The organism is Anaerobacillus alkalilacustris, from assembly GCF_001866005.1.
GTDB lineage: Bacteria > Bacillota > Bacilli > Bacillales > Anaerobacillaceae > Anaerobacillus > Anaerobacillus alkalilacustris.
The window spans coordinates 197,474-220,196 of record NZ_MLQR01000001.1; the positions used below are offsets into that span (position 1 = coordinate 197,474).

Below are 22,723 nucleotides of genomic sequence, written 5' to 3' on the forward strand. Positions count from 1 at the left end.
AAAAGAAACGGAGGTGTATCGAATGTCTCGTATTGGTAATAAGCCAGTTGAAATTCCTGCTGGTGTAACTGTTACGTTAAATAATAATACTATTACTATAAAAGGACCTAAAGGAGAACTTACTAGAGAAGTTCATCCTGACATGACTGTAAAGGTGGAAGAAAATACTCTTACAGTAGAGCGTCCTTCTGATAATAAATTACATCGTTCTTTACACGGTACTACTCGTAGTATCATCAGTAACATGATCGAAGGTGTAACGAAAGGTTATGAAAGAAAATTAGAACTTATCGGTGTCGGTTACCGTGCGTCTAAACAAGGACAAAAATTAGTTCTTAATGTTGGTTATTCACACCCAGTGGAAATCACTCCTGAGGAAGGCCTTGAAGTTGAAGTTCCTTCAAACACAAAGGTTATCGTTAAAGGAATCGACAAAGAGCGTGTAGGTGCTCTTGCATCAAATATCCGTGCTGTACGTTTACCTGAGCCATATAAAGGAAAAGGTATTCGTTATGAAGGTGAATTTGTTCGTCGTAAAGAAGGTAAGACTGGTAAGTAAATAGTAAGATAACGGAAAGGACTGACGTTCAATGATTACGAAGCCAAGCAAAAATCTGGCACGTAAGAAGAGACATGCACATGTTCGTCGTACAATTACAGGAACTGCTGAACGTCCTCGTTTAAATGTATTCCGTTCTTCTAAGCATATCTATGCACAATTGATTGATGATGTTGCAGGTGTAACTGTAGCTAGTGCAAACAGCTTAGACAAAGAACTTAATCTTGAAAACGGCGGAAATGTTGAAGCGGCTAAAAAAGTTGGCGAGCTTGTAGCTAAACGTGCTATTGAAAAAGGTTATAAAACAATTGTATTCGATCGTGGTGGTTACTTATACCATGGACGTGTTAAAGAATTAGCAGACGCAGCCAGAGAAGCTGGATTGCAATTCTAAAGAACAAAGGAGGGAAAATAATGCGCATTGACCCAAATACTTTGGAGCTAGAAGAAAAAGTAGTAGCGGTCAACCGTGTAGCAAAGGTTGTTAAAGGTGGACGTCGTTTCCGCTTTGCTGCATTGGTTGTTGTTGGAGATAAAAACGGTCATGTTGGCTTTGGAATGGGTAAAGCACAAGAAGTACCGGAAGCAATTCGTAAAGCAATTGAAGATGCAAAGAAAAACTTAGTAACTGTGCCGATCGTTGGTACAACAATTCCACATCAAATCATTGGTCACTTTGGTGCGGGTAATGTATTATTAAAACCTGCTAGTGAAGGTACTGGAGTTATCGCTGGTGGCCCAGTTCGTGCGGTACTTGAACTTGCTGGTGTAGGTGACATCTTATCAAAGTCTTTAGGTTCGAACAACCCAATCAACATGGTTCGTGCTACAGTAACTGGACTTAAAAACTTAAAACGTGCTGAAGATGTTGCAAAATTACGCGGAAAATCCGTAGAAGAACTATTAGGTTAGGAGGGAACGTAAATGGCTAAGAAATTAGAAATTACCCTCACTAGAAGCTTAATTGGTCGCCCTGAGGATCAACGTGTAACTGTAAACACATTAGGTTTACGTAAAATGCATCAAACAGTAGTACAAGAAGATAATGTTGCTATTCGTGGTATGGTTAACAAAGTATCTCATTTACTAACTGTTAAAGAAATAGAAGCTTAAAATTTATAGATTGAGGAGGTGCTAAGATGAAACTTCACGAACTGAAGCCTGCTGAAGGTTCACGTAAAGAACGTAATCGTGTAGGACGCGGTATTGGTTCTGGTAACGGAAAAACAGCTGGACGTGGACATAAAGGTCAAAATTCACGTTCTGGTGGTGGAGTACGCCCAGGTTTTGAGGGTGGTCAAAACCCGTTATATCGTCGTCTTCCTAAACGTGGATTTACGAACCCAACACGAAAAGAATATGCGATTCTTAACCTTGATCAGTTAAATCGTTTCGAAGATGGTACAGAAGTAACTCCTGAGTTACTACTTGAAACAGGTACGGTAAGTAATGCAAAGGACGGAATTAAGATCCTCGGAAACGGTAAGCTTGAAGTTAAGCTTACAGTAAAGGCTAACAAATTCTCTGCTTCTGCAGTAGAGGCAATTGAAGCTGCTGGCGGAAAAACTGAGGTGATTTAATGTTTCAGACGGTCTCCAATATACTACGCGTGGGTGATTTGCGACGTAAAGTCTTTTTCACCCTGCTAATGCTCATTGTATTTAGGATTGGTGCTTTTATTCCTGTTCCTGGAGCAAACGCTGAAGTGCTTCAGTTTCAAGATCAAATGAATGCATTTGGTTTCCTAAATACCTTTGGTGGAGGTGCCCTAGAAAACTTTTCGGTTTTCGCAATGGGGATTATGCCTTACATTACTGCATCTATTATCGTTCAATTACTACAAATGGATGTTGTACCAAAGTTTGCTGAATGGGCAAAACAAGGAGAGGCGGGCAGACGTAAATTAGCTCAGTTTACCCGTTATGGAACAATCGTACTAGGTTTCATACAAGCGATTGGAATGTCGGTTGGTTTTAATCGACTCGTTCCAGGCTTAATTCCTAATCCTAGTTTTGGAAAATATATAATAATTGCATTAGTATTGACTGCAGGTACAGCCTTTCTAATGTGGTTAGGTGAACAAATTACCGCTAAAGGTGTAGGAAATGGTATATCTATCCTAATCTTTGGAGGGATCGCCGCAGGAATTCCTAATGCCGCAAATCAAGTTTATGCAACAAGAATTCAGAATGCTGGTGAACAGTTATTCTTAAATATAGTAGTAGTTTTATTACTGTTACTAATACTTCTTTCTATTGTTGTTGGAGTTATCTTTGTACAACAGGCATTAAGAAAAATTCCAGTACAATATGCTAAGCGATTAGTTGCTGGAAAACCACAAGGTGGCGGCTCAACACATTTGCCATTAAAAGTGAATGCAGCAGGGGTAATTCCTGTCATTTTTGCAATGTCATTGTTTATATTTCCACCAACTATAGCTGGATTTATAGGTGATGATAATACTGTAGCTAGATGGATTACTACTTATTTTGATTTCTCAAACCCATATGGAATGGTTGTTTACGCGGCCTTAATTATTGGGTTTACGTATTTTTATACGTTTATTCAAGTTAATCCAGAGCAAATGGCAGAAAACCTTAAAAAGCAAGGTGGCTATGTCCCTGGTATTCGTCCCGGTAAAACAACACAAGTTTACTTAACTAGAATTTTATACCGTTTAACATTTGTTGGCGCAATATACCTAGCGGCAATTTCTATTATCCCAGTGTTTTTTACAACAGGTCTTAACTTACCATCATCTGTTCAAATTGGCGGAACTGGTTTGTTAATTGTTGTTGGTGTAGCTCTGGATACGATGAAGCAAATTGAAGGTCAACTTATTAAACGACATTATAAAGGGTTTATTAAGTAATAAAGGGAAATGGGGAGATCCTCCCCAAACCCAGTTGTTAAAACGGATGATGGAGGGATATATATGAACCTAATTTTAATGGGGCTTCCGGGTGCTGGTAAAGGCACACAAGCTGAAAAAATTGTTGAAAAGTACGGTATTCCACATATTTCTACTGGAGATATGTTTCGTGCAGCAATTAAGGATGGTACAGATTTAGGTAAACAGGCAAAGTCTTTTATGGATGCTGGTAACCTTGTTCCTGATGAAGTAACAATTGGTATTGTTCGCGAACGTTTAAGCAAAGAAGATTGCAACAAAGGTTTTTTACTTGATGGTTTTCCAAGAACAGTAGCACAGGCAGAAGCCTTAGAAACGATGTTAGCATCGCTAGATCGTAAAATTGACTCAGTTATCTACGTTGAAGTACCTAAAGAAGAACTTTTTGAACGCTTAACTGGTCGTTGGGTTTCTCCTACTTCTGGAGCTACTTATCATATTAAATTTAACCCGCCAAAGGTTGAAGGAATTTGTGATAAAGATGGAAGTACTCTTGTACAACGTCAAGATGATAAGCCAGAAACAGTTGCAAATCGCCTAGAAGTTAATTTGAAACAAACTCAACCATTAATCGATTTTTATTCTGAAAAAGAATATTTAGAGCGAGTTGATGGCAATCAAGACATTCAAAAAGTCTTTGAAGATGTTGAAAAAATCTTGGAAGGGATCCCTGCATGATTATATGTAAAACGCCTAGAGAAATTGAAATAATGCGTGTTGCTGGTAAAATTGTTGCATTGACCCATCAAGAGTTGAAGAAATATATACAACCAGGCATTTCTACTAAGGAATTAGACTCAATTGCTGAAAAATTTATTAGGCAACATGATGCGATTCCATCTTTTAAAGGCTATAATGGATTTACCGGTAGTATTTGTGCTTCAGTTAATGAAGAATTGGTACATGGAATACCAGGAGAAAAAATATTAAAAAATGGTGATATCATCAGTATAGATATTGGTGCGAAATACAATGGGTATCATGGTGATTCAGCTTGGACTTATGCTGTTGGCGAAATTTCTGCTGAAACTCAGAAACTTTTAGACGTTACTGAACAGTCTTTATATAAAGGACTTGAAGAAGCAAAGCCAGGAGTAAGACTGTCTAATATATCCCATGCTATTCAAACGTATGTAGAATCGTACGATTTCTCCATTGTTCGAGAGTATGTTGGCCATGGTATTGGTCAAAATTTACATGAAGATCCACAAATTCCACACTTTGGGCCACCTGATAAAGGACCAAGATTAAAACCTGGAATGGTACTCGCAGTTGAGCCAATGGTAAATGCAGGGAAACGTTATGTTCGGACTCTCCCTGATAACTGGACAGTTGTGACTACAGATGGAAAAATGTGTGCTCATTTTGAACATACTATTGCAATCATGGAGACAGGGTATGAAATTTTAACTAACCCATAGGTGATGGTGATTAATTATGATGGATCCTGATTCGAACCCTCACGTCGGACAAATGGTGAGGATAATGAAAGGCAGAGATGCTGGTGGAGTAGCATGTATCATTCAAATAGAGGATTCGCGTTTTGTGTATATCGCTGATGGTGATAAACGAAAGGTAGATCGCTCTAAGAAGAAAAATGTGAATCACTTACATTTGTTTGACTTTATTTCTCCAGAAGTGAAAAATAGTATTGAACAAACTGGACGTGTAACCAATGCGAAGTTGCGTTTTGCAATTTCCACTTTTATGAACGATTATAATTTCCTGATGGAAGGAGAGTAAATTCATGGCCAAAGAAGATGTAATCGAGGTAGAAGGTACGGTAATTGAGCCGCTACCAAATGCCATGTTCCGAGTAGAGCTTGAAAATGGACATAAAATATTAGCTCATGTTTCAGGTAAAATTCGTATGCATTTTATTCGTATATTACCAGGAGACAAAGTAACTGTTGAATTGTCACCGTATGACTTAACACGTGGGCGTATCACGTATCGATTCAAATAAATAAAGAGCATGTTTAAAAAAGAAAACCTATTTCCGTATTTTTTAAACATCCTCTAAAGAAAAACGTGAACACACTCCGTAGTAATAGGGAGGTAAAAAACATGAAGGTAAGACCATCTGTCAAACCGATTTGTGAAAAGTGCAAAGTAATCCGTCGTAAAGGTACGGTTATGGTTATTTGCGAAAACCCTAAGCATAAACAAAAACAAGGTTAACAATAAGGAGGTGCGATAAAAAATGGCACGTATTGCTGGTGTTGACATTCCTCGTGATAAACGCGTGGTTGTGTCTTTAACATACGTATTTGGTATCGGTAAAACTAGAGCTTCTGAAATTCTTGCTGAGGCAGGTATTTCTGAGGATACTCGTGTGCGTGATCTAACAGAAGAAGAATTAGGTAAGATCCGTGATATTATTGATGGATACAAGGTAGAAGGTGACCTTCGCCGTGAAGTATCATTAAACATCAAACGTTTAATTGAAATTGGTTGCTACCGTGGTGTTCGTCACCGTCGTGGGTTACCTGTTCGTGGTCAAAATTCAAAAAACAATGCTCGTACGCGTAAAGGACCTCGTCGTACTGTAGCTAATAAGAAGAAATAGTAAAGGAGGTAGCATAGAATGGCAAAAGGAAAAACAACTCGTCCTAAACGTCGCGCTCGTAAAAATATTGAAGCTGGTGTAGCTCATATCCGCTCAACATTTAACAATACAATTGTGACAATCACTGACACACAAGGAAATGCAATTTCTTGGGCAAGTGCTGGTGGATTAGGATTTAAAGGTTCTCGTAAATCAACACCATTTGCTGCGCAAATGGCAGCGGAAACTGCTGGTAAAGCTGCTATGGAACATGGCATGAAGACAGTTGAAGTTTCTGTTAAAGGACCAGGCGCTGGTCGTGAAGCAGCTATCCGTTCATTACAAGCAGTAGGACTTGAAGTAAGTATGATTCGTGACGTTACTCCAGTTCCACATAATGGCTGCCGTCCACCAAAACGTCGTCGAGTATAAAAAAGAAATCGAATTATTGTATAGATTTCCTTGATTTGTCAATAATGTGTAAGAAGTTATTTTTTAATTAATTAATTAAAGTACGGTTCTTACAAAGGTTGACTCAATTAGGTATGAACGGCTCAGAACTACCTAATCGGGAATTCCGGTTGGACTAATACAAGTCGGCCGGAGTTTCGACGTTTTGAAGGAGGGTTTGTTTAATGATAGAAATTGAAAAACCAAAGATTGAAACGGTTGAAATCAGCGACGATGCTAAGTATGGTAAGTTTGTTGTTGAACCACTTGAGCGAGGCTACGGAACGACTCTAGGCAATTCGTTACGTCGTATTTTACTATCATCATTACCAGGTGCAGCTGTAACAGCGGTACAAATTGATGGAGTATTACATGAGTTTTCTACTATTGAAGGTGTAGTAGAAGATGTGACCTCAATCATTCTTAACTTGAAACAACTTTCTCTTAAAATCTATTCTGATGAAGAAAAAACATTGGAACTAGACATTCAAGGAGAAGGTGTAGTTACAGCAGCAGATATTACTCATGATAGCGATGTTGATATTTTAAACCCTGATTTGCATATAGCAACTCTTTCAAAGGGAGCACATCTTCATATGCGCTTAACCGCTCGTCGTGGACGTGGTTATGTTCCAGCTGATGGAAACAAGAAAGAGGACTTGCCTATTGGAGTAATTCCAATTGATTCTATTTACACGCCTGTATCTAGAGTTAACTATCAAGTGGAAAATACTCGTGTTGGGCAAGTAACAAACTATGACAAACTAACCCTTGATGTCTGGACAGATGGAAGCATTCGACCAGAAGAAGCTGTTTCTATTGGTGCAAAAATCTTAACAGAACATTTGAACATTTTTGTCGGTCTTACTGACCAAGCACAAAATGCTGAGATTATGGTTGAAAAAGAGGAAGATCAGAAAGAAAAAGTACTTGAAATGACGATTGAAGAACTTGATCTTTCAGTTCGCTCTTATAACTGCTTGAAGCGTGCTGGGATTAACACTGTACAAGAATTAACTCACAAGTCTGAAGAAGATATGATGAAAGTTCGTAACCTCGGACGTAAATCACTAGAAGAAGTTCAAGAGAAGCTTGGTGAGCTAGGACTAGGTCTTCGTAATGAAGATTAATTCATAGTTTTATTGATATAGAAAAAAGTCAGGACAAACCTGTACTTTATATAGTTTAGATTGTTTAACCATGTTAAATAATTAAAGTATGACAAACTTTTGCTTGACCATATAGTTTAGCAAAGTTTTAGATAGATTTGATTACTACATGAACAGAAGAGTTACAAAAGAATGATATCTCTTCTTACTTCAAAACAAAAAGGAGGGAATCTCTAATGGCATACGCAAAATTAGGCCGTGATAGCTCTGCTAGAAAGGCTTTGTTCCGTGATTTAGCTACAGACTTAATCATCAATGAAAGAATCGAAACTACTGAAGCAAAAGCAAAAGAGCTTCGTTCAATCGTTGAGAAAATGATCACACTTGGTAAACGTGGCGACCTACATGCTAGACGTCAAGTTGCTTCTTTCGTTCGTCGTGAAGTTGCTGACCAGGAATCAGGTCAAGATGCAATTCAAAAGCTTTTTGCTGATATTGCTCCACGTTATGAAGATAGACAAGGTGGATATACTCGTATTTTAAAACTTGGACCTCGTCGTGGAGACGGTGCACCAATGGTTATTATCGAGTTAGTTTAATAAACTATAACTCCAAGGGCGAGACAAAGATTTTATGATCTTAGTCTGGTCCTTTTTACAATTTTTTGATGTATATCGAGTTAACCTTTAGAAGGGTATCTATTCTTTTATAGGTTGGGGTTCGTATAAAATCTACATATATAATAGAAGGTGAGTTGCAGGTGTGTGACACGTTAATTAGAATAAATGGTTTATCATTTAAATATGACGAAGAGTCTTTAAACGTCCTTAACAATATTCATATGCAAGTTTGTAAAGGAGAATGGATTTCGATTGTTGGGCACAATGGTTCAGGCAAGTCTACATTAGCAAAGTTTCTTAATGGTCTTCTTATTCCGACTCAGCCTAACATTGTAACTGTCGAAGAATTAGATAGTTACGATGAAGAAAGTGTATGGAAGGTTCGTAATAAAGTCGGTATGGTTTTTCAAAATCCTGATAATCAGATGGTGGCAACGACAGTCCGTGATGATGTGGCTTTCGGTTTGGAGAATATCGGAATTAAACGGGAAGAAATGCTTAATAGAATTGATTGGGCTCTTCATAAAGTAAAAATGGAAAACTATTTAGAGCACGAACCGCATCGTTTATCTGGTGGACAGAAACAACGAGTAGCTATTGCTGGTATCATCGCTATGCGTCCATCAGTTTTAATTTTGGATGAGGCGACATCGATGCTCGATCCATTGGGAAGAAAAGAAGTACTTGATACAGTATGGCAGTTGAATAAAGAAGAAGGAATGACAGTAATTAATATAACGCACGATTTAGAAGAAACCGTAATATCAGATAAAATCATTGTTATGAACAAAGGTGAAATTTCAACTTATGGTTCACCAAAAGAAGTTTTTGCTCAAGGAGAAAAATTAGTGGGAGCGGGGTTAGACTTACCATTTTCTCTTCAAATACAACAACTTATAAAAGAAAAAGGCTATAATATTCCTACAGCTTGTTTAACAAAGAAGGAATTGGTGAATGAACTATGGAGATTAAAATCAAAAACCTAGACCATACATACATGCCTGGAACCCCTTTTGAACATGAGGCGTTAAAAGGTATTAATTTACATATAGAATCAGGGAAGTTTGTAGCTATTATCGGTCATACTGGATCAGGAAAGTCTACAATTGTACAACATCTAAATGGGCTGTTAAAGCCCACAAGAGGAAGTATTCAAATTGGTGAATATTTAATTCAAGCAAATAAAAAAAATAAAGATTTATCTAAGCTACGCAAACACGTTGGTATGGTTTTTCAATACCCGGAACATCAGCTTTTTGATGAAACGGTTGAGAGTGATATTGCTTTTGGACCATTAAATTTTGGATTATCGAAAGAACAAGTTCAAAAAAGAGTGGCAGAGGTAATACCATTAGTAAAGTTAAGTGAGGACGTACTTAAGAAATCGCCCTTCGATCTAAGTGGTGGTCAAAAGCGTCGTGTAGCCATTGCCGGTGTTTTAGCAAGTAAACCACAAGTTCTTGTATTAGATGAGCCTACAGCTGGTTTAGACCCGTTAGGTAGAACACAAATGATGGAGCTGTTTGTAACACTTCACAAAGAAGAGAAACTGACAACAATACTAGTTACACATAATATGGAATTTGCTGCGATGTATGCAGATGTTGTAGTAGTTATGGACAAAGGTAAAATACTATTACAAGGGTCACCAGAGGAAATTTTTAATTCTAAGGATCTTCTTAAAGAAATTGGACTTGATGTACCCCAAACGGTTCAGTTGGCTATGATGTTAGAAGAACGCTTTGATATAAAGCTTCCTAATCATTTATTTACAAATGAGAAACTTGTAGAAGCTATAGTAAAACTACTTGAAAAGGGGTTAGAATAACTGTGTTACAAAATATTATTATCGGTCAATATGTTTCAGGAAACTCAGTTATTCACCGTCTTGATGCTAGAAGTAAATTAATAGCAACTTTTCTATTTGTTATGATTGTTTTTATAGCTAATAATTGGATTACATACCTAGTTTTATTTACAACTGTAATATTTGCGATTGGTATTTCTAAAGTATCCCTAAGATATATATATAAGGGGATGAAACCTATTTTCTTCTTAATCGTTCTTATGTTTATTCTCCATGGAATTCTGACTAAAGAAGGAGAGTTACTCTTTGCTTTCGGATGGTTTGAGGTCTATGTTGGAGGAATTATTCAAGGTTTATTTATAGCATCAAGGTTATTGTTACTAATTATGATGACAACTCTATTAACATTAACTACAGCTCCAATACAACTTACGGATGGGTTAGAAAACATATTTGGCCCTTTACGAAAGTTTCACGTTCCAGTTCATGAAATAGCACTCATGATGTCTATTTCTTTACGTTTTATTCCGACGTTATTGCAAGAAACAGATAAAATTATGAAGGCACAAATGGCAAGAGGAGTAGATTTTCAAGGGGGATCTCTAGCAAATCGAATAAAGGCAATTATCCCTTTATTAGTTCCTCTTTTTATGCAGTCATTTCGTAGAGCGGAAGATTTAGCAACTGCCATGGAAGCAAGGTGTTATAGAGGTGGGGAAGGTAGAACGAGATTAAGAGAGTTACAATGGACATTACTAGATACAGTAGCAGTTTTATTAATTATTATATTAGGATTTCTATTATTTTTACTAAGATCATAAAAGGTTGTGTAATAAGTGAAAAGAATAAAATGTATAGTTGCTTATGATGGCACCTTTTTCAATGGGTTTCAAATTCAACCCAAAGGTAGAACCGTACAAGCGGAAATTGAGGGGGGGTTACAAAAGATCCATAAAGGTCAAGAAATTAAAATTTTTGCATCAGGTAGAACTGATGCCTTAGTTCACGCAAAAGGACAAGTTCTTCATTTTGATACGCCATTACAAATCCAAATGGAGCGATGGCAAAATGCCCTTCAGACCGTTCTTCCTTCTGATATTTCAGTTTTAGATCTACGTGAAGTTGAACCAAAGTTTCATGCTAGATTCGACGTAATAAGTAAAGAGTATCGATATTTTGTTCAAAAAGGTAGAAAGCTAGACGTTTTTATGCGTAATTTTCGCTGCTTTTATCCGTATCAGCTATCCGTTGAAAAAATGAGGCAAGCTGCAAACCAAGTAGTGGGGACTCACGATTTCACTTCATTTTCTTCAGCAAAGACAGACAAAGAAGATAAAGTAAGAACGATTTACTCCTTTGAGATAGTTGAGAACAGTGATGTGATCGAATTTAAGATTGTGGGAGACGGCTTTTTACGTAATATGGTTAGAATACTAGTAGGTACTATTCTTGAAGTGGGTAGAGGAAAACGTGATCCAAATGAGATATCACAAATAATAAAAAGCAATGATAGGGAAACTGCAGGCCCTACAGCTCCAGGTCAAGGTCTCTTTTTATGGAAAGTAAATTATGACAACTGATCCTAGTGTAACATTTGTTGTTGACATTGTGCTTGAGATATTATAAGATGATCTATGGTATTTCAAAAACCCACTAGCCCCGGGTTTGAGAATGTTACTTTAGACACGTTGAAATAAAACTATATTAATTTTAGATGTGAAAGCTTTAGGAGGGAAATAAGCATGCGTACGACATATATGGCAAAGCCAAACCAAGTTGAACGTAAATGGTACGTTATCGACGCTGAAGGTCAAACTTTAGGTCGTTTAGCTAGTGAAGTAGCCTCTATCCTTCGTGGTAAAAATAAACCAACTTTTACTCCACATGTGGATACTGGTGATTTTGTAATTATTATCAATGCTGAAAAAATTCATTTAACTGGTAAGAAGTTAACGGATAAGATCTACTACCGTCACTCTAACCACCCAGGTGGATTAAAGCAAAGAACTGCGCTTGAAATGCGCACAAACCGTCCAACTCAAATGATCGAGTTAGCGGTAAAAGGAATGCTTCCTAAAAATACTTTAGGACGTAAGCAAGGTATGAAATTACACGTTTATGCTGGTAGTGAACATCCACACCAAGCTCAAAAACCAGAAGTTTATGAACTTCGCGGTTAATATATAAGGAGGGTTTTCTTTGGCACAAGTACAATATTACGGTACTGGTCGTCGTAAGCACTCTGTTGCACGTGTACGTTTAGTTCCAGGTGAAGGACGTATCGTGATCAACGGTCGCGACTTAGACGAGTATTTCGGATTAGAAACATTAAAGCTTATCGTTAAGCAACCACTTGTAGAAACTGAAACTGAAGGTAAATATGATGTATTAGTAAACGTTAACGGTGGTGGATACACTGGACAAGCGGGTGCTATCCGTCATGGTGTTGCTCGTGCACTTTTAGGAGCAGATCCAGAATTCCGTGCTGGTTTAAAGCGCGCTGGCTTCTTAACACGTGATGCACGTATGAAAGAGCGTAAAAAATACGGTCTTAAAGCAGCACGTCGTGCACCTCAGTTCTCAAAACGTTAATACCATTACGTTTCAAGGCTCTCAAAGCTTATGCTTTGGGGGTCTTTTTTGTTGTTGATCGTTTATATAATTAAAAGCCTGATTTAATCAGGCTTTCTAGACTTCACCTAAAGAAATAAGAATTTTAAGATTTATCTTAGTTACATGACTACTTTTGCTTTTTCTTAGTTATTAGATCTTCTACATATTAAATTTTTTTTGCTTTAATTTCATATCAGAAGACGCTCCGTAATAGATGGCATCTTTAGGACAGGCTAACGAACAATTTTGACATTGGTGGCATAGTGAAGGGTTTATCATTGCTTTTTTATTTTCTTTAGAAACTTTAATTGCAGAAGAGGGACAGGATTTCTCACATAGTTTACATCCAACACATTTATTAGGTTGAACCCTCCTTGATAAACGGGCGAACCGTCCGGTATGCTTTTGTAATATGCCATATGGGCATATTTTGTTGTGGAATACTTCAAGTTTATATCTTAAAGTTATGAATACAGATATGATCAATAATATTAGTAAAACGGGTAAATTCTTATTTAATACGATATTAAAAATAATCATTGTAGAAATAGATATAAATAAGACAATCCATGCAAACTTACCTGAGTTTAGCCACTTTGGCGTTTTTTTTGTTTGGAGCTTTAATTTTTTTGAAAGCCATTCTGTAGGGATCATTAGGGTATTCATAGGGCAAACATATCCGCAGTAAATTCTCCCGAAGAAAAAACCAACGATTAGTGTAGTTGCAAAAAGGCTGAGCCATAACATCACTTTCCCAGTTATAAATAAATAGACAAATAAAGCTAAAAATACAATTCTAACACTTGTCACTTTCAATTTACTCATTTTACAAATTCCCCTTTCACTTGTTATATAATGGAATTATATATAGTTGAAAATAATAAAGGTGTTACTAAGGTAACGCTTTAGGAGGTTAATAATGAATTCGTACGCAATTTTAATTGAAAGCTCAGCCTTTCTTAAATCATTGCGAGCTGAAGAGATTGATGAGTATTTAAAATCAGGAAGTTTTAAAACGCATGTCTATAAAAAGAATTCCATTATTCATTTTGATGGAGAAATATGCGATAAGTTGGAAGTCATACTTTCAGGTAAAGTAGTTATTGAACGGATAGATCATTCAGGAAATCTACTTACAATCGGTCACTTTAATTCAGATGATATTTTAGGAGGTAACCTTTTATTTTCTAAAAATCCATATTTCCCAATGACTATCACTGCAGCTATACCTTGTGTTATTTTGGAAGTGAAAAAGGAGGTTCTTTTTGATTTATTATGTAATAATAAACAGTTTTTGCAAACTTACCTGGAATATATTTCTGAACATACATTATTTTTAGGTACTAAAATCAAAAACTATATGAGTAAAACAATACGTGAACGCATAATTAATTATTTAATTTATGAGTGCAATCGGCAAAATTCAACTACGGTCAAGTTAGATGTATCTAAAAAATTTCTAGCAGAAAAAATCGGTGTTCAAAGAACATCGTTATCTAGAGAATTGAGAAAAATGAAGGATGAAGGACTTATTTTATTTGATACTAACTCTATTTCTGTTTTAAAAACGGATGTTTTAAATTAACAAAACAATCCTTAATTTAAATAAAGAGGAATGTAGCTTTTTTTATACCAAATTACTTCAATCTATAGTTAGTTGCTGGGAGTAGTTTAGCCGGTTATAGAAAAATATAGTAATATGTTTACATATTAATTTGTTTTGGAGGATTATTTATGGATGCTAATGAGAAGAATTTGTTGGCTTGGAACAGTGGTGCATATCAGGCTTGGCTTAATCGGTTTGGTACACCAGAAGAAGCTGCGAGGAAAATAAAGGTGGATCCGCATAAAAGGGTTGGATCAGTCTTAAACTATATGGGTGAAACAATACATGGAAAAAAGATAATAAATTTGCTCGGATCAAATGGAAATAAAGCCGTTGCACTGGCTCTGCTCGGAGCAAGTGTCACTGTTGTTGATTTTTCAATAGAAAATGAGGCTTATGCCAATGAACTTGCAAAAGAGGCTGGAGTAGAAATTCGCTACATTGTCTCAGACGTACTTCAATTACCATCTGATGAACTAACGAGTGATTATGATATTGTCTTTATGGAATTTGGGATTCTTCACTATTTCAAGGACCTACATCCGTTGTTTGAATTAGTTTCAAAACTACTTGGAACAAAAGGACGTTTAGTCCTACAAGATTTTCATCCGGTAACTACGAAATTAATTTCATCTCGTGGTACAACGGCAAAGGTTAGAAAGCATAAAGTGACAGGGAACTATTTCGATACGACTCTAGAAGAGAAAGAAGTATCTCACTCTAAATTCTTAGAAGCGAACGAAAAAATCTCAACCGATCATAAAGTTTACTTACGGAATTGGACTCTTGGTGAAATTGTCACATCCATTGCTGATGAAGGCTTATTTATTAAGGTGCTAGAGGAGTTACCAAATCAATCCTCTGAAATTTTTGATCAAGGAATCCCTAAAACCTTCACAATTATTGCAGAAAAAATATGAAAAAAGAATACTAATCAGAAAAATAACCCGTAACAGACTATTTTTGCCTATTTAGTTGCAATTTCCATAGCATTATATAAGCCCCCTTGATTGAAACTAACATAAAAGGGGGGATAAACAGTGAATGTGATCACTACCTTTGAGGATCGTAGGCGTAAAAAGCAGTGGAATTTTGAAAGACAAGTGTTGCGGAAGCTCTCTTTATCGAAAATAAGAGGCTACATTCATATGCACTTCCCTTCTGTTTTCGAAAACCAAAAAATGGGAAGCGGTTTTGCTGAAGATGCCTGCATTGATTTAGCTATAGACGCCTATTTATTAGGAGCTGAGTTTAGTCGTTTTGGCTATTACGGAGAAACAGAAGTGATAGTAAGAAGACGCTGCCAAGAAGAATATAATGATCATATAAATCATTTATATGACCAACTCTCTGGTTGGCTTTTCGAATATGAGCAAGACGGTCATTTTTTTGCTTTGTGTGAAAGTTTTATTCTCTTTTGGTGGGAAAAAGGCTTTCAAGAGGGTGAAAAAAGGTATAGGATGAAGCTAAACTAATTTGAAATACTCATTACTTAATTATGCTTTAAGAGGGATACTTCTTTCGGAAAGATGTTAAATTAAAGTTCATATTTTCCTCCTTGTCCCAATATAATATATGGGAGACGATAGGAGGGGAAGGGATGAGCAAGTGGTTTAAAGGTGGAGTCTTTGCAGCTGGATTAGTCATTTTATTATTTTATATTCAATATCAATTTGTAAGTACCGATTCAGGGTCTTCATGGTCATTACCTTTATCAGGGAAGATAATTATTGTGGATCCCGGACACGGTGGGATAGATGGTGGAGCTAGTTCAGATAGTGGGCTTTTAGAGAAAGATGTTGCATTGAGTGTTAGTTTAATTCTTAGGGATTATCTTCAAGAGGCAGGTGCTCTTGTCATTATGTCTAGGGAAGAAGATACAGACTTGGCAGACCCAACGACTAAAGGAGTTAGGAATCGTAAAGTCCAAGATTTGAAAAGAAGAGTTCAGCTTGTAAATGAAACAGGCAGCGATTTATTTGTTTCGCTCCATCTTAACGCAATACCTTCACCAAAATGGTCAGGTGCACAAACCTTTTACAATCGGTCATTAGATCAAAACGAAAGATTGGCAAAATTTATTCAAGAAGAAATAAGGTATAACCTTGAAAATACAAATAGATTAGCAAAACCGATTGGTAATGTATACTTATTAAAACATGCTCAAATACCCGGAGCGTTAATTGAAGTTGGGTTTTTATCTAATCCAAGCGAAGCGGACTTACTTAATGCGAAGGCTTACCAACAAAAGGTTGCTGCTTCTATTTATCAAGGTATTATGAGGTATTACACAGAAGAGCCAGTTCCTTCTAGTTAATAGAAGGCTGGCCTTTTTAACACGAACTAATATTTCCTATTAATACATTTAATAAATTGTTAATTTTCATAAGCTTTGTAACATTACTATTAAAGAAGCTGTGTTATACTATTTACATAACCTAATACATAAAGGGGTGTTTATTTTGCTTACACAAGAAAAAATCTTAGATGCGTTAAAAACAGTGCGAGAACCGTTTTTAAATAAAAGCATTGTTGAAATTGATGGGATTCGTGAAATTAAAATAAAAGATGGTTTAGTAAGCATTAAAGTCGCCATTTCTAAAACTGGAACACAAGAGCAATTGCAGTTACAACAACAAATTGTATCAACTGTAAAAGAAGTTGGTGCGCAATCTGTTGGTTTACGGCTTGAGCAACTTACAGATGAAGAAATGAATAAGTTAGGTGTAGATTTAAATGGATCTCCAAAGTCACTGTTAGACGAAGGTGTTCGCACAACCTTCATAGCAGTTACTAGTGGTAAGGGCGGTGTTGGTAAATCTACAGTTTCTGTAAACTTAGCTACCTCACTAGCACGCTTAGGGAAAAAGGTAGGAATTATTGACGCCGATATATATGGATTTAGTGTACCGGATATGATGGGAATTGAAGAAAAACCTAAAGTTAAAGGTGAAAGAATTTATCCAGTTAATCGCTTTGGTGTACAAGTAATATCAATGGGATTTTTTGTTCAAGATAATTCTCCAATCATTTGGCGTGGACCAATGCTAGGTAAAATGTTAAATAACTTCTTTACACAAGTAGAGTGGGATGAACTAGATTATCTAATTTTAGATTTACCTCCTGGAACTGGTGACGTTGCACTTGATGTCCATAACATGTTGCCAAGCAGTAAAGAGATTATTGTTACAACTCCACATCCAACAGCTGCTTTTGTTGCAGCTAGAGCAGGTGTAATGGCACTAAAAACAGAGCATGAAATTTTAGGTGTTGTTGAGAATATGGCTTATTTCAAAAGTCAGCTAACAGGGGAAAAGGAGTTTGTATTTGGCCAAGGTGGCGGCGAAAGATTAGCTCAAGAATTACAAACAGATATCTTGGCCCAAATTCCGCTAGGGCAGCCTGAAATAGATGAAGCAGATTTCGCTCCTTCTATCTATAAACCAGATCATTCTATTGGTCAAATTTATATGAAGATGGCTCAAAAAGTTATTGATAAAATTGAAGCGTAACACAAAAAGCTCAACTGTGAGTCTAACATAGTTGAGCTTTTTGTTATCATAAGGTTTTCGGGTGGGGAGTAATAATTATTTAAATACTACGGTCAATTATTCGTCTTCTTCTTGTTCTTCAGCTGCTTCTTTTTTCATTTGTTCACTTGCCACTTTACCTAATATTTCATTGACTTGTGCTTTAAAGTACGGACTTTCAAATGCGTCGGTCATGATGTTCATGACTTGTTGACGATATTCCTTACTTTTCATCAAATCAAGAGCTGCACTTTCCATTTCAGGATCTTGTAATATATCCATCATCATCGTTTGATATTCGGGGTCTTTCATTAAATTTTTTAATATCTTTTCAACTTCAGTTTGTAAGCTTTCCGCTAAAGATTTTGCAAATTCAGGATCTTGCATTAAATCTTCCCAAAATTGCTTTCCTTGTTCAGAGGTAAGAACTTGTTGAATTGTTTCTTTAACAAGAGCTTGTTCAAGAACGATTTCTTGTTTGACCTCATCATCGCTTAATACTTCCTGAATAGATTTTTTTCCTTCATCTGTCTTAAGCATATCAACCATCATTTGCTTTGTGCTTTCATAGTCAGGTTGACTTCCTTGATCCTCTACAGCGCAGCTAGCTAATAATAGTAATAATAAAAGTAAGAGGAGCTTCTTAAAGCTTTTCAAGGTAGTATTCGCCCCTTTCCATATCATTTCAGTATTAATATGAAACAAAAAACAAAAATTATCCAAAAAAAATGATTAAAAAGAAAAATACTTTTTAGATTACAGCTAATTATTTGAGAATAGTAAATATAAGTACCTTATGTAAGGTTTAAATACAAAAGGCATTTTTTCTTATACAAAGAAAAAGTGCCTTTTAATAATAATTAACGTCTATTTCCTAGGTTTTAAGAAATAGTAGGATGGGACGTACCCTTATAAAAAAGTTAATTTTCTCCAGTAGCGGTGAAGGTTGCTTTTTTGAGTTGAATTTATTTAATTTCTTTACTTTTAGCATCTGTGCTAGCTAACAATTCAGTTACAGTAACAAAAGAATAGTCTTTCTTTTTTAATTGGTCAATAACATCAGGTAATGCTTTATGTGTTTGTTTTACACGGTCTGAAGCATGGAAGAGGACAATATCCCCGCCGCTAACCCTGTCAACAACATTACTAATAATTTGTTCAACTCCTGGATTACTATAATCCTTAGAGTCTACACTCCAGTGAATAATTGTATACTTCTCAGCTTCTGAAATCCCTAAAACTCTTTTATCAAAATTTCCATTTGGTGGGCGTAAAAGTTTTGGTGTTTTATTAGTTAGCTCATATAATGTTTGGTGTGCTCTTCGAATATCTTTACGTATTTTATCGTCGTCCCATTGAGGATAGTTCTCGTACCTGTATCCATGATTGCCGATTTCGTGTCCATCTTTCAATATTCTCTCTACAATATCCGGGTGTCTTTCAGCCCATGAAGCAGATAAGAAAAACGTTGCGTTATTTACTCCCTTTTCTTTTAATATATCTAAAATAGGTAAAGCTTTTTCTTCACCCCAACTAATATTAAAAGTTAAGGCGATCTTTTTCTCGTTAGTCTCAGCCTTATATATAGCAGTAGCTTCGGCTGACGGAGAAAAAACAGCAATTTGACTTCTTTCCACATACAGAATACCTGCTGTAAAAAATGCGGCAATTACAATGATTAAATATTGCTTTATTTTTTTGCTATTCCAAACCCAGATGAAATTCATACCAGCCCTCCTTGTCCCTTTGTTTGCATTATTTGTATGCTTATAACTGAATTGTTATGAATAAATTGGACAAAATTAGAAAATAATTTCATATGAGTACAAATTTTGATTGTTACTTTTACTCATATATTGAAAGGAAGGTAATTATGATTGGGGTAATGTTAAATAGCAAAGAATCTCAAGAAGTTGAGTATATGTTAAAAAGAGAATTAGAAGAATTGTTATTGGATTTAACAGACTCAAGAATAGATGGAATTGTAAAAAGATCAATGGAAGAAAGGTATAAAATTATCTTTGGTCTATACAAGCGTTTTGCTTCCCCAAAAGAATGTTATAAGTATATTAGAATGAAACCTCGTCATAGCGAAAAAGTGCAAAAAAAATATTGACTTTATTATCATATGTTGATATAGTAAAAAACGTTGCTGTTAGAGACTAACTCTAGCAAAAAAGCAGTTGACTTAATCGATCAGAAATGATATATTAATCAAGTCGCTGATTTGTTTGACAAAAAAGTTGTTGACAAGATCGTGTTCACCTGATAAAATAAGTCCTTGTGACAACGATGAAAGATAAGTATTGTTCTTTGAAAACTGAACACACAGCCAAGCGAATATGAAAGGCGGAAGACACCCGCTTATCAACGAAAAGCACTGGAAGGTCAGCAATAAGAAGTCGGGTTTTGGACTTCGTTTGATGAACTGAAGTGTCTCGAGTTGATGGTGTCTGAAGCTAGACAAAAAGAGATAGTAAATATCTCGTCAATGAATTTTTATTTTTGAGCTTTATCAAACACTTTTATGGAGAGTTTGATCCTGGCTCAGGACGAACGCTGGCGGCGTGCCTAATACATGCAAGTCGAGCGGATATTTGAGAGCTTGCTCTCAAATGTTAGCGGCGGACGGGTGAGTAACACGTGGGCAACCTGCCCTGTAGACTGGGATAACTTCGGGAAACCGAAGCTAATACCGGATAATCTTTGGAACCTCATGGTTCTGAAGTGAAAGTTGGGTTTACCTAACACTACAGGATGGGCCCGCGTCGCATTAGCTAGTTGGTAAGGTAACGGCTTACCAAGGCGACGATGCGTAGCCGACCTGAGAGGGTGATCGGCCACACTGGGACTGAGACACGGCCCAGACTCCTACGGGAGGCAGCAGTAGGGAATCTTCCGCAATGGACGAAAGTCTGACGGAGCAACGCCGCGTGAGCGATGAAGGCCTTCGGGTCGTAAAGCTCTGTTGTTACATCAGGAGACATGTTTAAGTACTTATACAATGTTCCTCTTGAAATATTAAACTTTTCTGCAACCTTTGCTTTTGAGTACCCTTGTTCTAACATTCGTTTAATTTCCACATACTTCAACCACTTTTCCACCTTTCAAAGCCCCCCGACAGTTAAATAATATAAAACTATCATACTGTTAGAGGATATTTTGGTAAATAAGTGTTCAAATTTATTTGTCGGAAACTGTCTATTTTAGTTTAGCAGTTACAAGAGCTTAAAATCAAAAAAATTAACTTCTACTAATTGCAAGTTCTTTAGTCAATTAATCTTTCATTGGGCAGAAAGAGAAAGAAAGAAGTTAGCTAGTGATATCCACGATTCTTTTCTGCAAGATATTATCATCCTTAAAAGGAAAATTGAAGAAATAAAGCTAGTAACTGCAAAAAAACAACCTGAGTTAGAAAATAGAGTAGCAGAACTAGAAGAAGAAATTTTAGATATTATGTTTAATATGAGAGAAACATGCCAAGAATTAGCTCCGCCACTTTTGTCGGAAATGGGACTTGAACAAGCGTTACAAGACTTAGTAGAGAAGTTCAAATTACGTTCTAATAGTAAGCTTAATATTAAAATTGTGGAAAGCCCAAATCCTTTATTAAATAATGATTATAAATTAGTCATTTATCGTATTGTACAAGAACTGTTAAATAATGCCAATAAACATGCAAAAGCCACTGAAGTAACTATCTTGATTCAAATCAATGATAAAAATTTGAAATTATCTTACCAAGATAATGGAGTAGGCACAGATCTTAGCTTAATAAGTACAGATCGAAAAAAAATAGGTTTAGTAGGTATGGCAGGCCGGGTTCATAGTGTAGGAGGACATATGAAATTCAATTCAGAACCTAATAAAGGCATGATTGTTCAAGCGGAAATTCCATTAAAATAAGTAGGATGTAAGAAGGTGAGAGTATGATTACTATTCTTGTTGTAGACGATCATTCGCTTGTTGGAGAAGGTACAAAAACATTATTAGACAGTGAACCTGATTTTAGTGTTGACTTTCTTGGATCAAGTGTAGAAATCGTTGATTTAATAAAAGAAAAAAAATATAATGTTTATTTGCTGGATTTACATATGCCTGAATTAAGTGGGATAGAATTAACAAAAAAAATTTTATGTGTTCACGATGAAGCTAAAGTACTTATCTTTACCGGCCATGATTTATCTAGCCATTTTAACTATTTAATTGAAGTAGGTGCCTCAGGGTTCCTAAGTAAAGCGAGTTCAAAACAGCAACTTATCCGTACAATAAGAGGGGTTGTTGATAACCAAGCCGTAATCCCTTTAGAATTATTGCATCAACTTCGTAGAACGGAATTTAAACCATGTCTGGAGACTGGAAAAAAAATTAAGTTAACTCAAAAAGAAGAACAAATTCTAGTAAAGGTCGCTAAAGGATTAACAAACGAACAAATTGCAAAAGACTTGTTTACGAGTTGTAGGACTGTAGAAAGGCATTTAAGTGGGACTTTTAAGAAATTGAATGTAAGTTCTAGATCTGAAGTGATTGAAAAAGGACGCCGGCTAGGGTTGATACCAGAGATTTTGATTTGAAAAGAGGATGCTCTCAATTTGAGGGCATCCTTTTTTACATAATCAGAATTTATAAATTTCTAACTAGGAAACTGTCTAGCTCCAGGCGCCATCGGCTCGATCACTCAGTCAAGCAACGGACTTCAATAACTACTTGAATAACGTCTCTGAATAGCTTCATGCAGCAATGCTTCGAGGAAGCCTACTTCGAAGCATTGCTGTCAGACGCAGAAGCACATAGATTGCGGTCAAAGAGCAGACCACTACTTGCCGACCTTCCAGTGTTTGTCGCCGATAGACGGGCGCCTTGCGCTTTTCTTGCAGTATCGGAATTTATAAGTTTCTAACTAGGAAACTGTCTAGCTTCAGCGCCTACGAGCTCGGTCACTTCAGTCCTTTCGCTCGTGACCAAGGCGC

Annotated in this window: 32 protein-coding genes and 1 other annotated feature; of the genes, 29 read left to right on the plus strand and 3 right to left on the minus strand. The window is 36.3% G+C overall.

What is annotated here, in order from left to right; translation table 11 throughout:
- Positions 1-22: 22 nt before the first annotated feature.
- From rplF to rpsI, 21 genes are all read left to right on the plus strand, one after another.
- A complete protein-coding gene (gene rplF, locus BKP37_RS01045) occupies positions 23-559 on the plus strand; it encodes a 50S ribosomal protein L6 (protein WP_071307879.1) in 537 nt (178 codons plus the stop codon).
- 31 nt (positions 560-590) lie between these two features.
- Positions 591-953, plus strand: coding sequence for a 50S ribosomal protein L18 (gene rplR / locus BKP37_RS01050; protein WP_071307880.1), 363 nt, complete (start codon positions 591-593; stop codon positions 951-953).
- Between the two features lie 17 nt (positions 954-970).
- Positions 971-1,471: a 30S ribosomal protein S5 gene (rpsE, locus tag BKP37_RS01055; RefSeq protein ID WP_071307881.1), complete on the plus strand. Its 501-nt coding sequence runs from the start codon at positions 971-973 to the stop codon at positions 1,469-1,471.
- A 12-nt stretch (positions 1,472-1,483) separates the two neighbouring features.
- On the plus strand, positions 1,484-1,672 hold the full coding sequence (rpmD, locus tag BKP37_RS01060) for a 50S ribosomal protein L30 (RefSeq protein WP_071307882.1): 189 nt from the start codon (positions 1,484-1,486) through the stop codon (positions 1,670-1,672).
- A gap of 26 nt (positions 1,673-1,698) precedes the next feature.
- Positions 1,699-2,139, plus strand: a complete 441-nt coding sequence (rplO, locus tag BKP37_RS01065) for a 50S ribosomal protein L15 (RefSeq protein WP_071307883.1) — start codon at positions 1,699-1,701, stop codon at positions 2,137-2,139.
- Positions 2,139-3,431 (plus strand): preprotein translocase subunit SecY, encoded by a 1,293-nt coding sequence (gene secY / locus BKP37_RS01070; protein WP_071307884.1) that lies wholly within the window; start codon positions 2,139-2,141, stop codon positions 3,429-3,431. The genes rplO and secY overlap by 1 nt, the downstream gene beginning before the upstream one ends.
- Positions 3,432-3,494: 63 nt before the next feature.
- Positions 3,495-4,148, plus strand: a complete 654-nt coding sequence (locus BKP37_RS01075; protein ID WP_071307885.1) for an adenylate kinase — start codon at positions 3,495-3,497, stop codon at positions 4,146-4,148.
- Positions 4,145-4,891 carry a type I methionyl aminopeptidase gene (gene map, locus BKP37_RS01080; RefSeq protein ID WP_071307886.1) on the plus strand — a complete coding sequence of 249 codons (747 nt, stop codon included), beginning with the start codon at positions 4,145-4,147 and terminating at the stop codon, positions 4,889-4,891. Before BKP37_RS01075 ends, map begins: the two co-directional genes overlap by 4 nt.
- A 16-nt stretch (positions 4,892-4,907) precedes the next feature.
- Positions 4,908-5,213, plus strand: a complete 306-nt coding sequence (locus BKP37_RS01085) for a KOW domain-containing RNA-binding protein (RefSeq protein WP_071307887.1) — start codon at positions 4,908-4,910, stop codon at positions 5,211-5,213.
- A 4-nt stretch (positions 5,214-5,217) separates the two neighbouring features.
- Complete coding sequence (gene infA / locus BKP37_RS01090) at positions 5,218-5,436, plus strand: translation initiation factor IF-1 (RefSeq protein WP_071307888.1); 219 nt, start codon at positions 5,218-5,220, stop codon at positions 5,434-5,436.
- 101 nt (positions 5,437-5,537) lie between these two features.
- The gene (gene rpmJ / locus BKP37_RS01095; protein WP_003322638.1) at positions 5,538-5,651 is read left to right on the plus strand and encodes a 50S ribosomal protein L36; all 114 of its coding nucleotides are present in this window, start codon (positions 5,538-5,540) and stop codon (positions 5,649-5,651) included.
- Positions 5,652-5,673: 22 nt separating this feature from the next.
- Positions 5,674-6,039 carry a 30S ribosomal protein S13 gene (gene rpsM, locus BKP37_RS01100; protein WP_071307889.1) on the plus strand — a complete coding sequence of 122 codons (366 nt, stop codon included), beginning with the start codon at positions 5,674-5,676 and terminating at the stop codon, positions 6,037-6,039.
- An 18-nt stretch (positions 6,040-6,057) separates the two neighbouring features.
- Positions 6,058-6,450, plus strand: a complete 393-nt coding sequence (gene rpsK, locus BKP37_RS01105; protein WP_071307890.1) for a 30S ribosomal protein S11 — start codon at positions 6,058-6,060, stop codon at positions 6,448-6,450.
- 203 nt (positions 6,451-6,653) lie between these two features.
- Complete coding sequence (locus tag BKP37_RS01110) at positions 6,654-7,598, plus strand: DNA-directed RNA polymerase subunit alpha (RefSeq protein ID WP_071307891.1); 945 nt, start codon at positions 6,654-6,656, stop codon at positions 7,596-7,598.
- Positions 7,599-7,813: 215 nt separating this feature from the next.
- Complete coding sequence (gene rplQ / locus BKP37_RS01115; RefSeq protein ID WP_071307892.1) at positions 7,814-8,176, plus strand: 50S ribosomal protein L17; 363 nt, start codon at positions 7,814-7,816, stop codon at positions 8,174-8,176.
- 161 nt (positions 8,177-8,337) lie between these two features.
- Positions 8,338-9,183, plus strand: coding sequence for an energy-coupling factor ABC transporter ATP-binding protein (locus tag BKP37_RS01120; protein ID WP_071307893.1), 846 nt, complete (start codon positions 8,338-8,340; stop codon positions 9,181-9,183).
- Entirely contained in the window at positions 9,159-10,025 is an 867-nt protein-coding gene (locus BKP37_RS01125) for an energy-coupling factor ABC transporter ATP-binding protein (RefSeq protein WP_071307894.1), read from the plus strand. The genes BKP37_RS01120 and BKP37_RS01125 overlap by 25 nt, the downstream gene beginning before the upstream one ends.
- A gap of 2 nt (positions 10,026-10,027) precedes the next feature.
- The gene (locus BKP37_RS01130; RefSeq protein ID WP_071307895.1) at positions 10,028-10,825 is read left to right on the plus strand and encodes an energy-coupling factor transporter transmembrane component T family protein; all 798 of its coding nucleotides are present in this window, start codon (positions 10,028-10,030) and stop codon (positions 10,823-10,825) included.
- A gap of 15 nt (positions 10,826-10,840) precedes the next feature.
- Positions 10,841-11,584, plus strand: coding sequence for a tRNA pseudouridine(38-40) synthase TruA (gene truA, locus BKP37_RS01135; protein ID WP_071307896.1), 744 nt, complete (start codon positions 10,841-10,843; stop codon positions 11,582-11,584).
- A 162-nt stretch (positions 11,585-11,746) separates the two neighbouring features.
- Positions 11,747-12,184, plus strand: a complete 438-nt coding sequence (gene rplM / locus BKP37_RS01140) for a 50S ribosomal protein L13 (RefSeq protein WP_071307897.1) — start codon at positions 11,747-11,749, stop codon at positions 12,182-12,184.
- A 19-nt stretch (positions 12,185-12,203) separates the two neighbouring features.
- On the plus strand, positions 12,204-12,596 hold the full coding sequence (gene rpsI / locus BKP37_RS01145; RefSeq protein ID WP_071307898.1) for a 30S ribosomal protein S9: 393 nt from the start codon (positions 12,204-12,206) through the stop codon (positions 12,594-12,596).
- A gap of 180 nt (positions 12,597-12,776) precedes the next feature.
- Here the strand turns inward: rpsI and BKP37_RS01150 are convergent, their stop codons facing one another.
- Positions 12,777-13,442, minus strand: a complete 666-nt coding sequence (locus tag BKP37_RS01150) for a 4Fe-4S binding protein (protein ID WP_071307899.1) — start codon at positions 13,440-13,442, stop codon at positions 12,777-12,779.
- A 94-nt stretch (positions 13,443-13,536) separates the two neighbouring features.
- Here BKP37_RS01150 and BKP37_RS01155 point away from each other — a divergent pair, with 94 nt between their 5' ends.
- The 5 genes from BKP37_RS01155 (at position 13,537) to BKP37_RS01175 (ending at position 17,735) form a co-directional block, all read left to right on the plus strand.
- On the plus strand, positions 13,537-14,202 hold the full coding sequence (locus BKP37_RS01155) for a Crp/Fnr family transcriptional regulator (RefSeq protein ID WP_071307900.1): 666 nt from the start codon (positions 13,537-13,539) through the stop codon (positions 14,200-14,202).
- 149 nt (positions 14,203-14,351) lie between these two features.
- Entirely contained in the window at positions 14,352-15,143 is a 792-nt protein-coding gene (locus tag BKP37_RS01160; protein ID WP_071307901.1) for a class I SAM-dependent methyltransferase, read from the plus strand.
- A gap of 120 nt (positions 15,144-15,263) precedes the next feature.
- Positions 15,264-15,698, plus strand: coding sequence for a DUF2521 family protein (locus tag BKP37_RS01165; RefSeq protein ID WP_071307902.1), 435 nt, complete (start codon positions 15,264-15,266; stop codon positions 15,696-15,698).
- Positions 15,699-15,823: 125 nt separating this feature from the next.
- The gene (gene cwlD / locus BKP37_RS01170) at positions 15,824-16,540 is read left to right on the plus strand and encodes an N-acetylmuramoyl-L-alanine amidase CwlD (RefSeq protein ID WP_071307903.1); all 717 of its coding nucleotides are present in this window, start codon (positions 15,824-15,826) and stop codon (positions 16,538-16,540) included.
- Positions 16,541-16,685: 145 nt separating this feature from the next.
- Positions 16,686-17,735 carry an Mrp/NBP35 family ATP-binding protein gene (locus BKP37_RS01175; protein ID WP_071307904.1) on the plus strand — a complete coding sequence of 350 codons (1,050 nt, stop codon included), beginning with the start codon at positions 16,686-16,688 and terminating at the stop codon, positions 17,733-17,735.
- Between the two features lie 96 nt (positions 17,736-17,831).
- Here the strand turns inward: BKP37_RS01175 and gerD are convergent, their stop codons facing one another.
- Together gerD and pdaB are read right to left on the minus strand one after the other, a co-directional pair.
- Positions 17,832-18,410, minus strand: coding sequence for a spore germination lipoprotein GerD (gene gerD / locus BKP37_RS01180; RefSeq protein ID WP_245712418.1), 579 nt, complete (start codon positions 18,408-18,410; stop codon positions 17,832-17,834).
- A gap of 308 nt (positions 18,411-18,718) precedes the next feature.
- The gene (gene pdaB, locus BKP37_RS01185; protein WP_071307905.1) at positions 18,719-19,480 is read right to left on the minus strand and encodes a polysaccharide deacetylase family sporulation protein PdaB; all 762 of its coding nucleotides are present in this window, start codon (positions 19,478-19,480) and stop codon (positions 18,719-18,721) included.
- Positions 19,481-19,626: 146 nt separating this feature from the next.
- On the opposite strand from pdaB, the gene BKP37_RS01190 reads away from it, so the two are divergent.
- The 3 genes from BKP37_RS01190 (at position 19,627) to BKP37_RS01200 (ending at position 22,327) form a co-directional block, all read left to right on the plus strand.
- Positions 19,627-19,869: a hypothetical protein gene (locus tag BKP37_RS01190; RefSeq protein WP_071307906.1), complete on the plus strand. Its 243-nt coding sequence runs from the start codon at positions 19,627-19,629 to the stop codon at positions 19,867-19,869.
- Positions 19,870-20,285: 416 nt separating this feature from the next.
- Positions 20,286-20,815 (plus strand) — a sequence feature (16S ribosomal RNA rRNA prediction is too short).
- A gap of 217 nt (positions 20,816-21,032) precedes the next feature.
- The gene (locus BKP37_RS01195) at positions 21,033-21,659 is read left to right on the plus strand and encodes a sensor histidine kinase (RefSeq protein ID WP_281242991.1); all 627 of its coding nucleotides are present in this window, start codon (positions 21,033-21,035) and stop codon (positions 21,657-21,659) included.
- 23 nt (positions 21,660-21,682) lie between these two features.
- On the plus strand, positions 21,683-22,327 hold the full coding sequence (locus BKP37_RS01200) for a response regulator transcription factor (protein WP_071307908.1): 645 nt from the start codon (positions 21,683-21,685) through the stop codon (positions 22,325-22,327).
- Positions 22,328-22,723: the final 396 nt, after the last annotated feature.

Excerpts from the sequence above, each read along its gene's own strand:
- secY (WP_071307884.1), top strand. The coding sequence starts at position 2,139 with ATGTTTCAGACGGTCTCCAATATACTACGCGTGGGTGATTTGCGACGT.
- cwlD (WP_071307903.1), top strand. The coding sequence starts at position 15,824 with ATGAGCAAGTGGTTTAAAGGTGGAGTCTTTGCAGCTGGATTAGTCATT.
- rpsK (WP_071307890.1), top strand. The coding sequence starts at position 6,058 with ATGGCAAAAGGAAAAACAACTCGTCCTAAACGTCGCGCTCGTAAAAAT.
- rpmD (WP_071307882.1), top strand. The coding sequence starts at position 1,484 with ATGGCTAAGAAATTAGAAATTACCCTCACTAGAAGCTTAATTGGTCGC.
- BKP37_RS01075 (WP_071307885.1), top strand. The coding sequence starts at position 3,495 with ATGAACCTAATTTTAATGGGGCTTCCGGGTGCTGGTAAAGGCACACAA.
- rpsM (WP_071307889.1), top strand. The coding sequence starts at position 5,674 with ATGGCACGTATTGCTGGTGTTGACATTCCTCGTGATAAACGCGTGGTT.
- BKP37_RS01150 (WP_071307899.1), bottom strand. The coding sequence starts at position 13,442 with ATGAGTAAATTGAAAGTGACAAGTGTTAGAATTGTATTTTTAGCTTTA.
- infA (WP_071307888.1), top strand. The coding sequence starts at position 5,218 with ATGGCCAAAGAAGATGTAATCGAGGTAGAAGGTACGGTAATTGAGCCG.
- BKP37_RS01125 (WP_071307894.1), top strand. The coding sequence starts at position 9,159 with ATGGAGATTAAAATCAAAAACCTAGACCATACATACATGCCTGGAACC.
- map (WP_071307886.1), top strand. The coding sequence starts at position 4,145 with ATGATTATATGTAAAACGCCTAGAGAAATTGAAATAATGCGTGTTGCT.
- pdaB (WP_071307905.1), bottom strand. The coding sequence starts at position 19,480 with ATGAATTTCATCTGGGTTTGGAATAGCAAAAAAATAAAGCAATATTTA.
- BKP37_RS01155 (WP_071307900.1), top strand. The coding sequence starts at position 13,537 with ATGAATTCGTACGCAATTTTAATTGAAAGCTCAGCCTTTCTTAAATCA.
- BKP37_RS01200 (WP_071307908.1), top strand. The coding sequence starts at position 21,683 with ATGATTACTATTCTTGTTGTAGACGATCATTCGCTTGTTGGAGAAGGT.
- BKP37_RS01160 (WP_071307901.1), top strand. The coding sequence starts at position 14,352 with ATGGATGCTAATGAGAAGAATTTGTTGGCTTGGAACAGTGGTGCATAT.
- rplO (WP_071307883.1), top strand. The coding sequence starts at position 1,699 with ATGAAACTTCACGAACTGAAGCCTGCTGAAGGTTCACGTAAAGAACGT.
- rplF (WP_071307879.1), top strand. The coding sequence starts at position 23 with ATGTCTCGTATTGGTAATAAGCCAGTTGAAATTCCTGCTGGTGTAACT.
- rplM (WP_071307897.1), top strand. The coding sequence starts at position 11,747 with ATGCGTACGACATATATGGCAAAGCCAAACCAAGTTGAACGTAAATGG.
- BKP37_RS01190 (WP_071307906.1), top strand. The coding sequence starts at position 19,627 with ATGATTGGGGTAATGTTAAATAGCAAAGAATCTCAAGAAGTTGAGTAT.
- rplQ (WP_071307892.1), top strand. The coding sequence starts at position 7,814 with ATGGCATACGCAAAATTAGGCCGTGATAGCTCTGCTAGAAAGGCTTTG.
- rplR (WP_071307880.1), top strand. The coding sequence starts at position 591 with ATGATTACGAAGCCAAGCAAAAATCTGGCACGTAAGAAGAGACATGCA.
- rpmJ (WP_003322638.1), top strand. The coding sequence starts at position 5,538 with ATGAAGGTAAGACCATCTGTCAAACCGATTTGTGAAAAGTGCAAAGTA.
- BKP37_RS01085 (WP_071307887.1), top strand. The coding sequence starts at position 4,908 with ATGATGGATCCTGATTCGAACCCTCACGTCGGACAAATGGTGAGGATA.
- BKP37_RS01110 (WP_071307891.1), top strand. The coding sequence starts at position 6,654 with ATGATAGAAATTGAAAAACCAAAGATTGAAACGGTTGAAATCAGCGAC.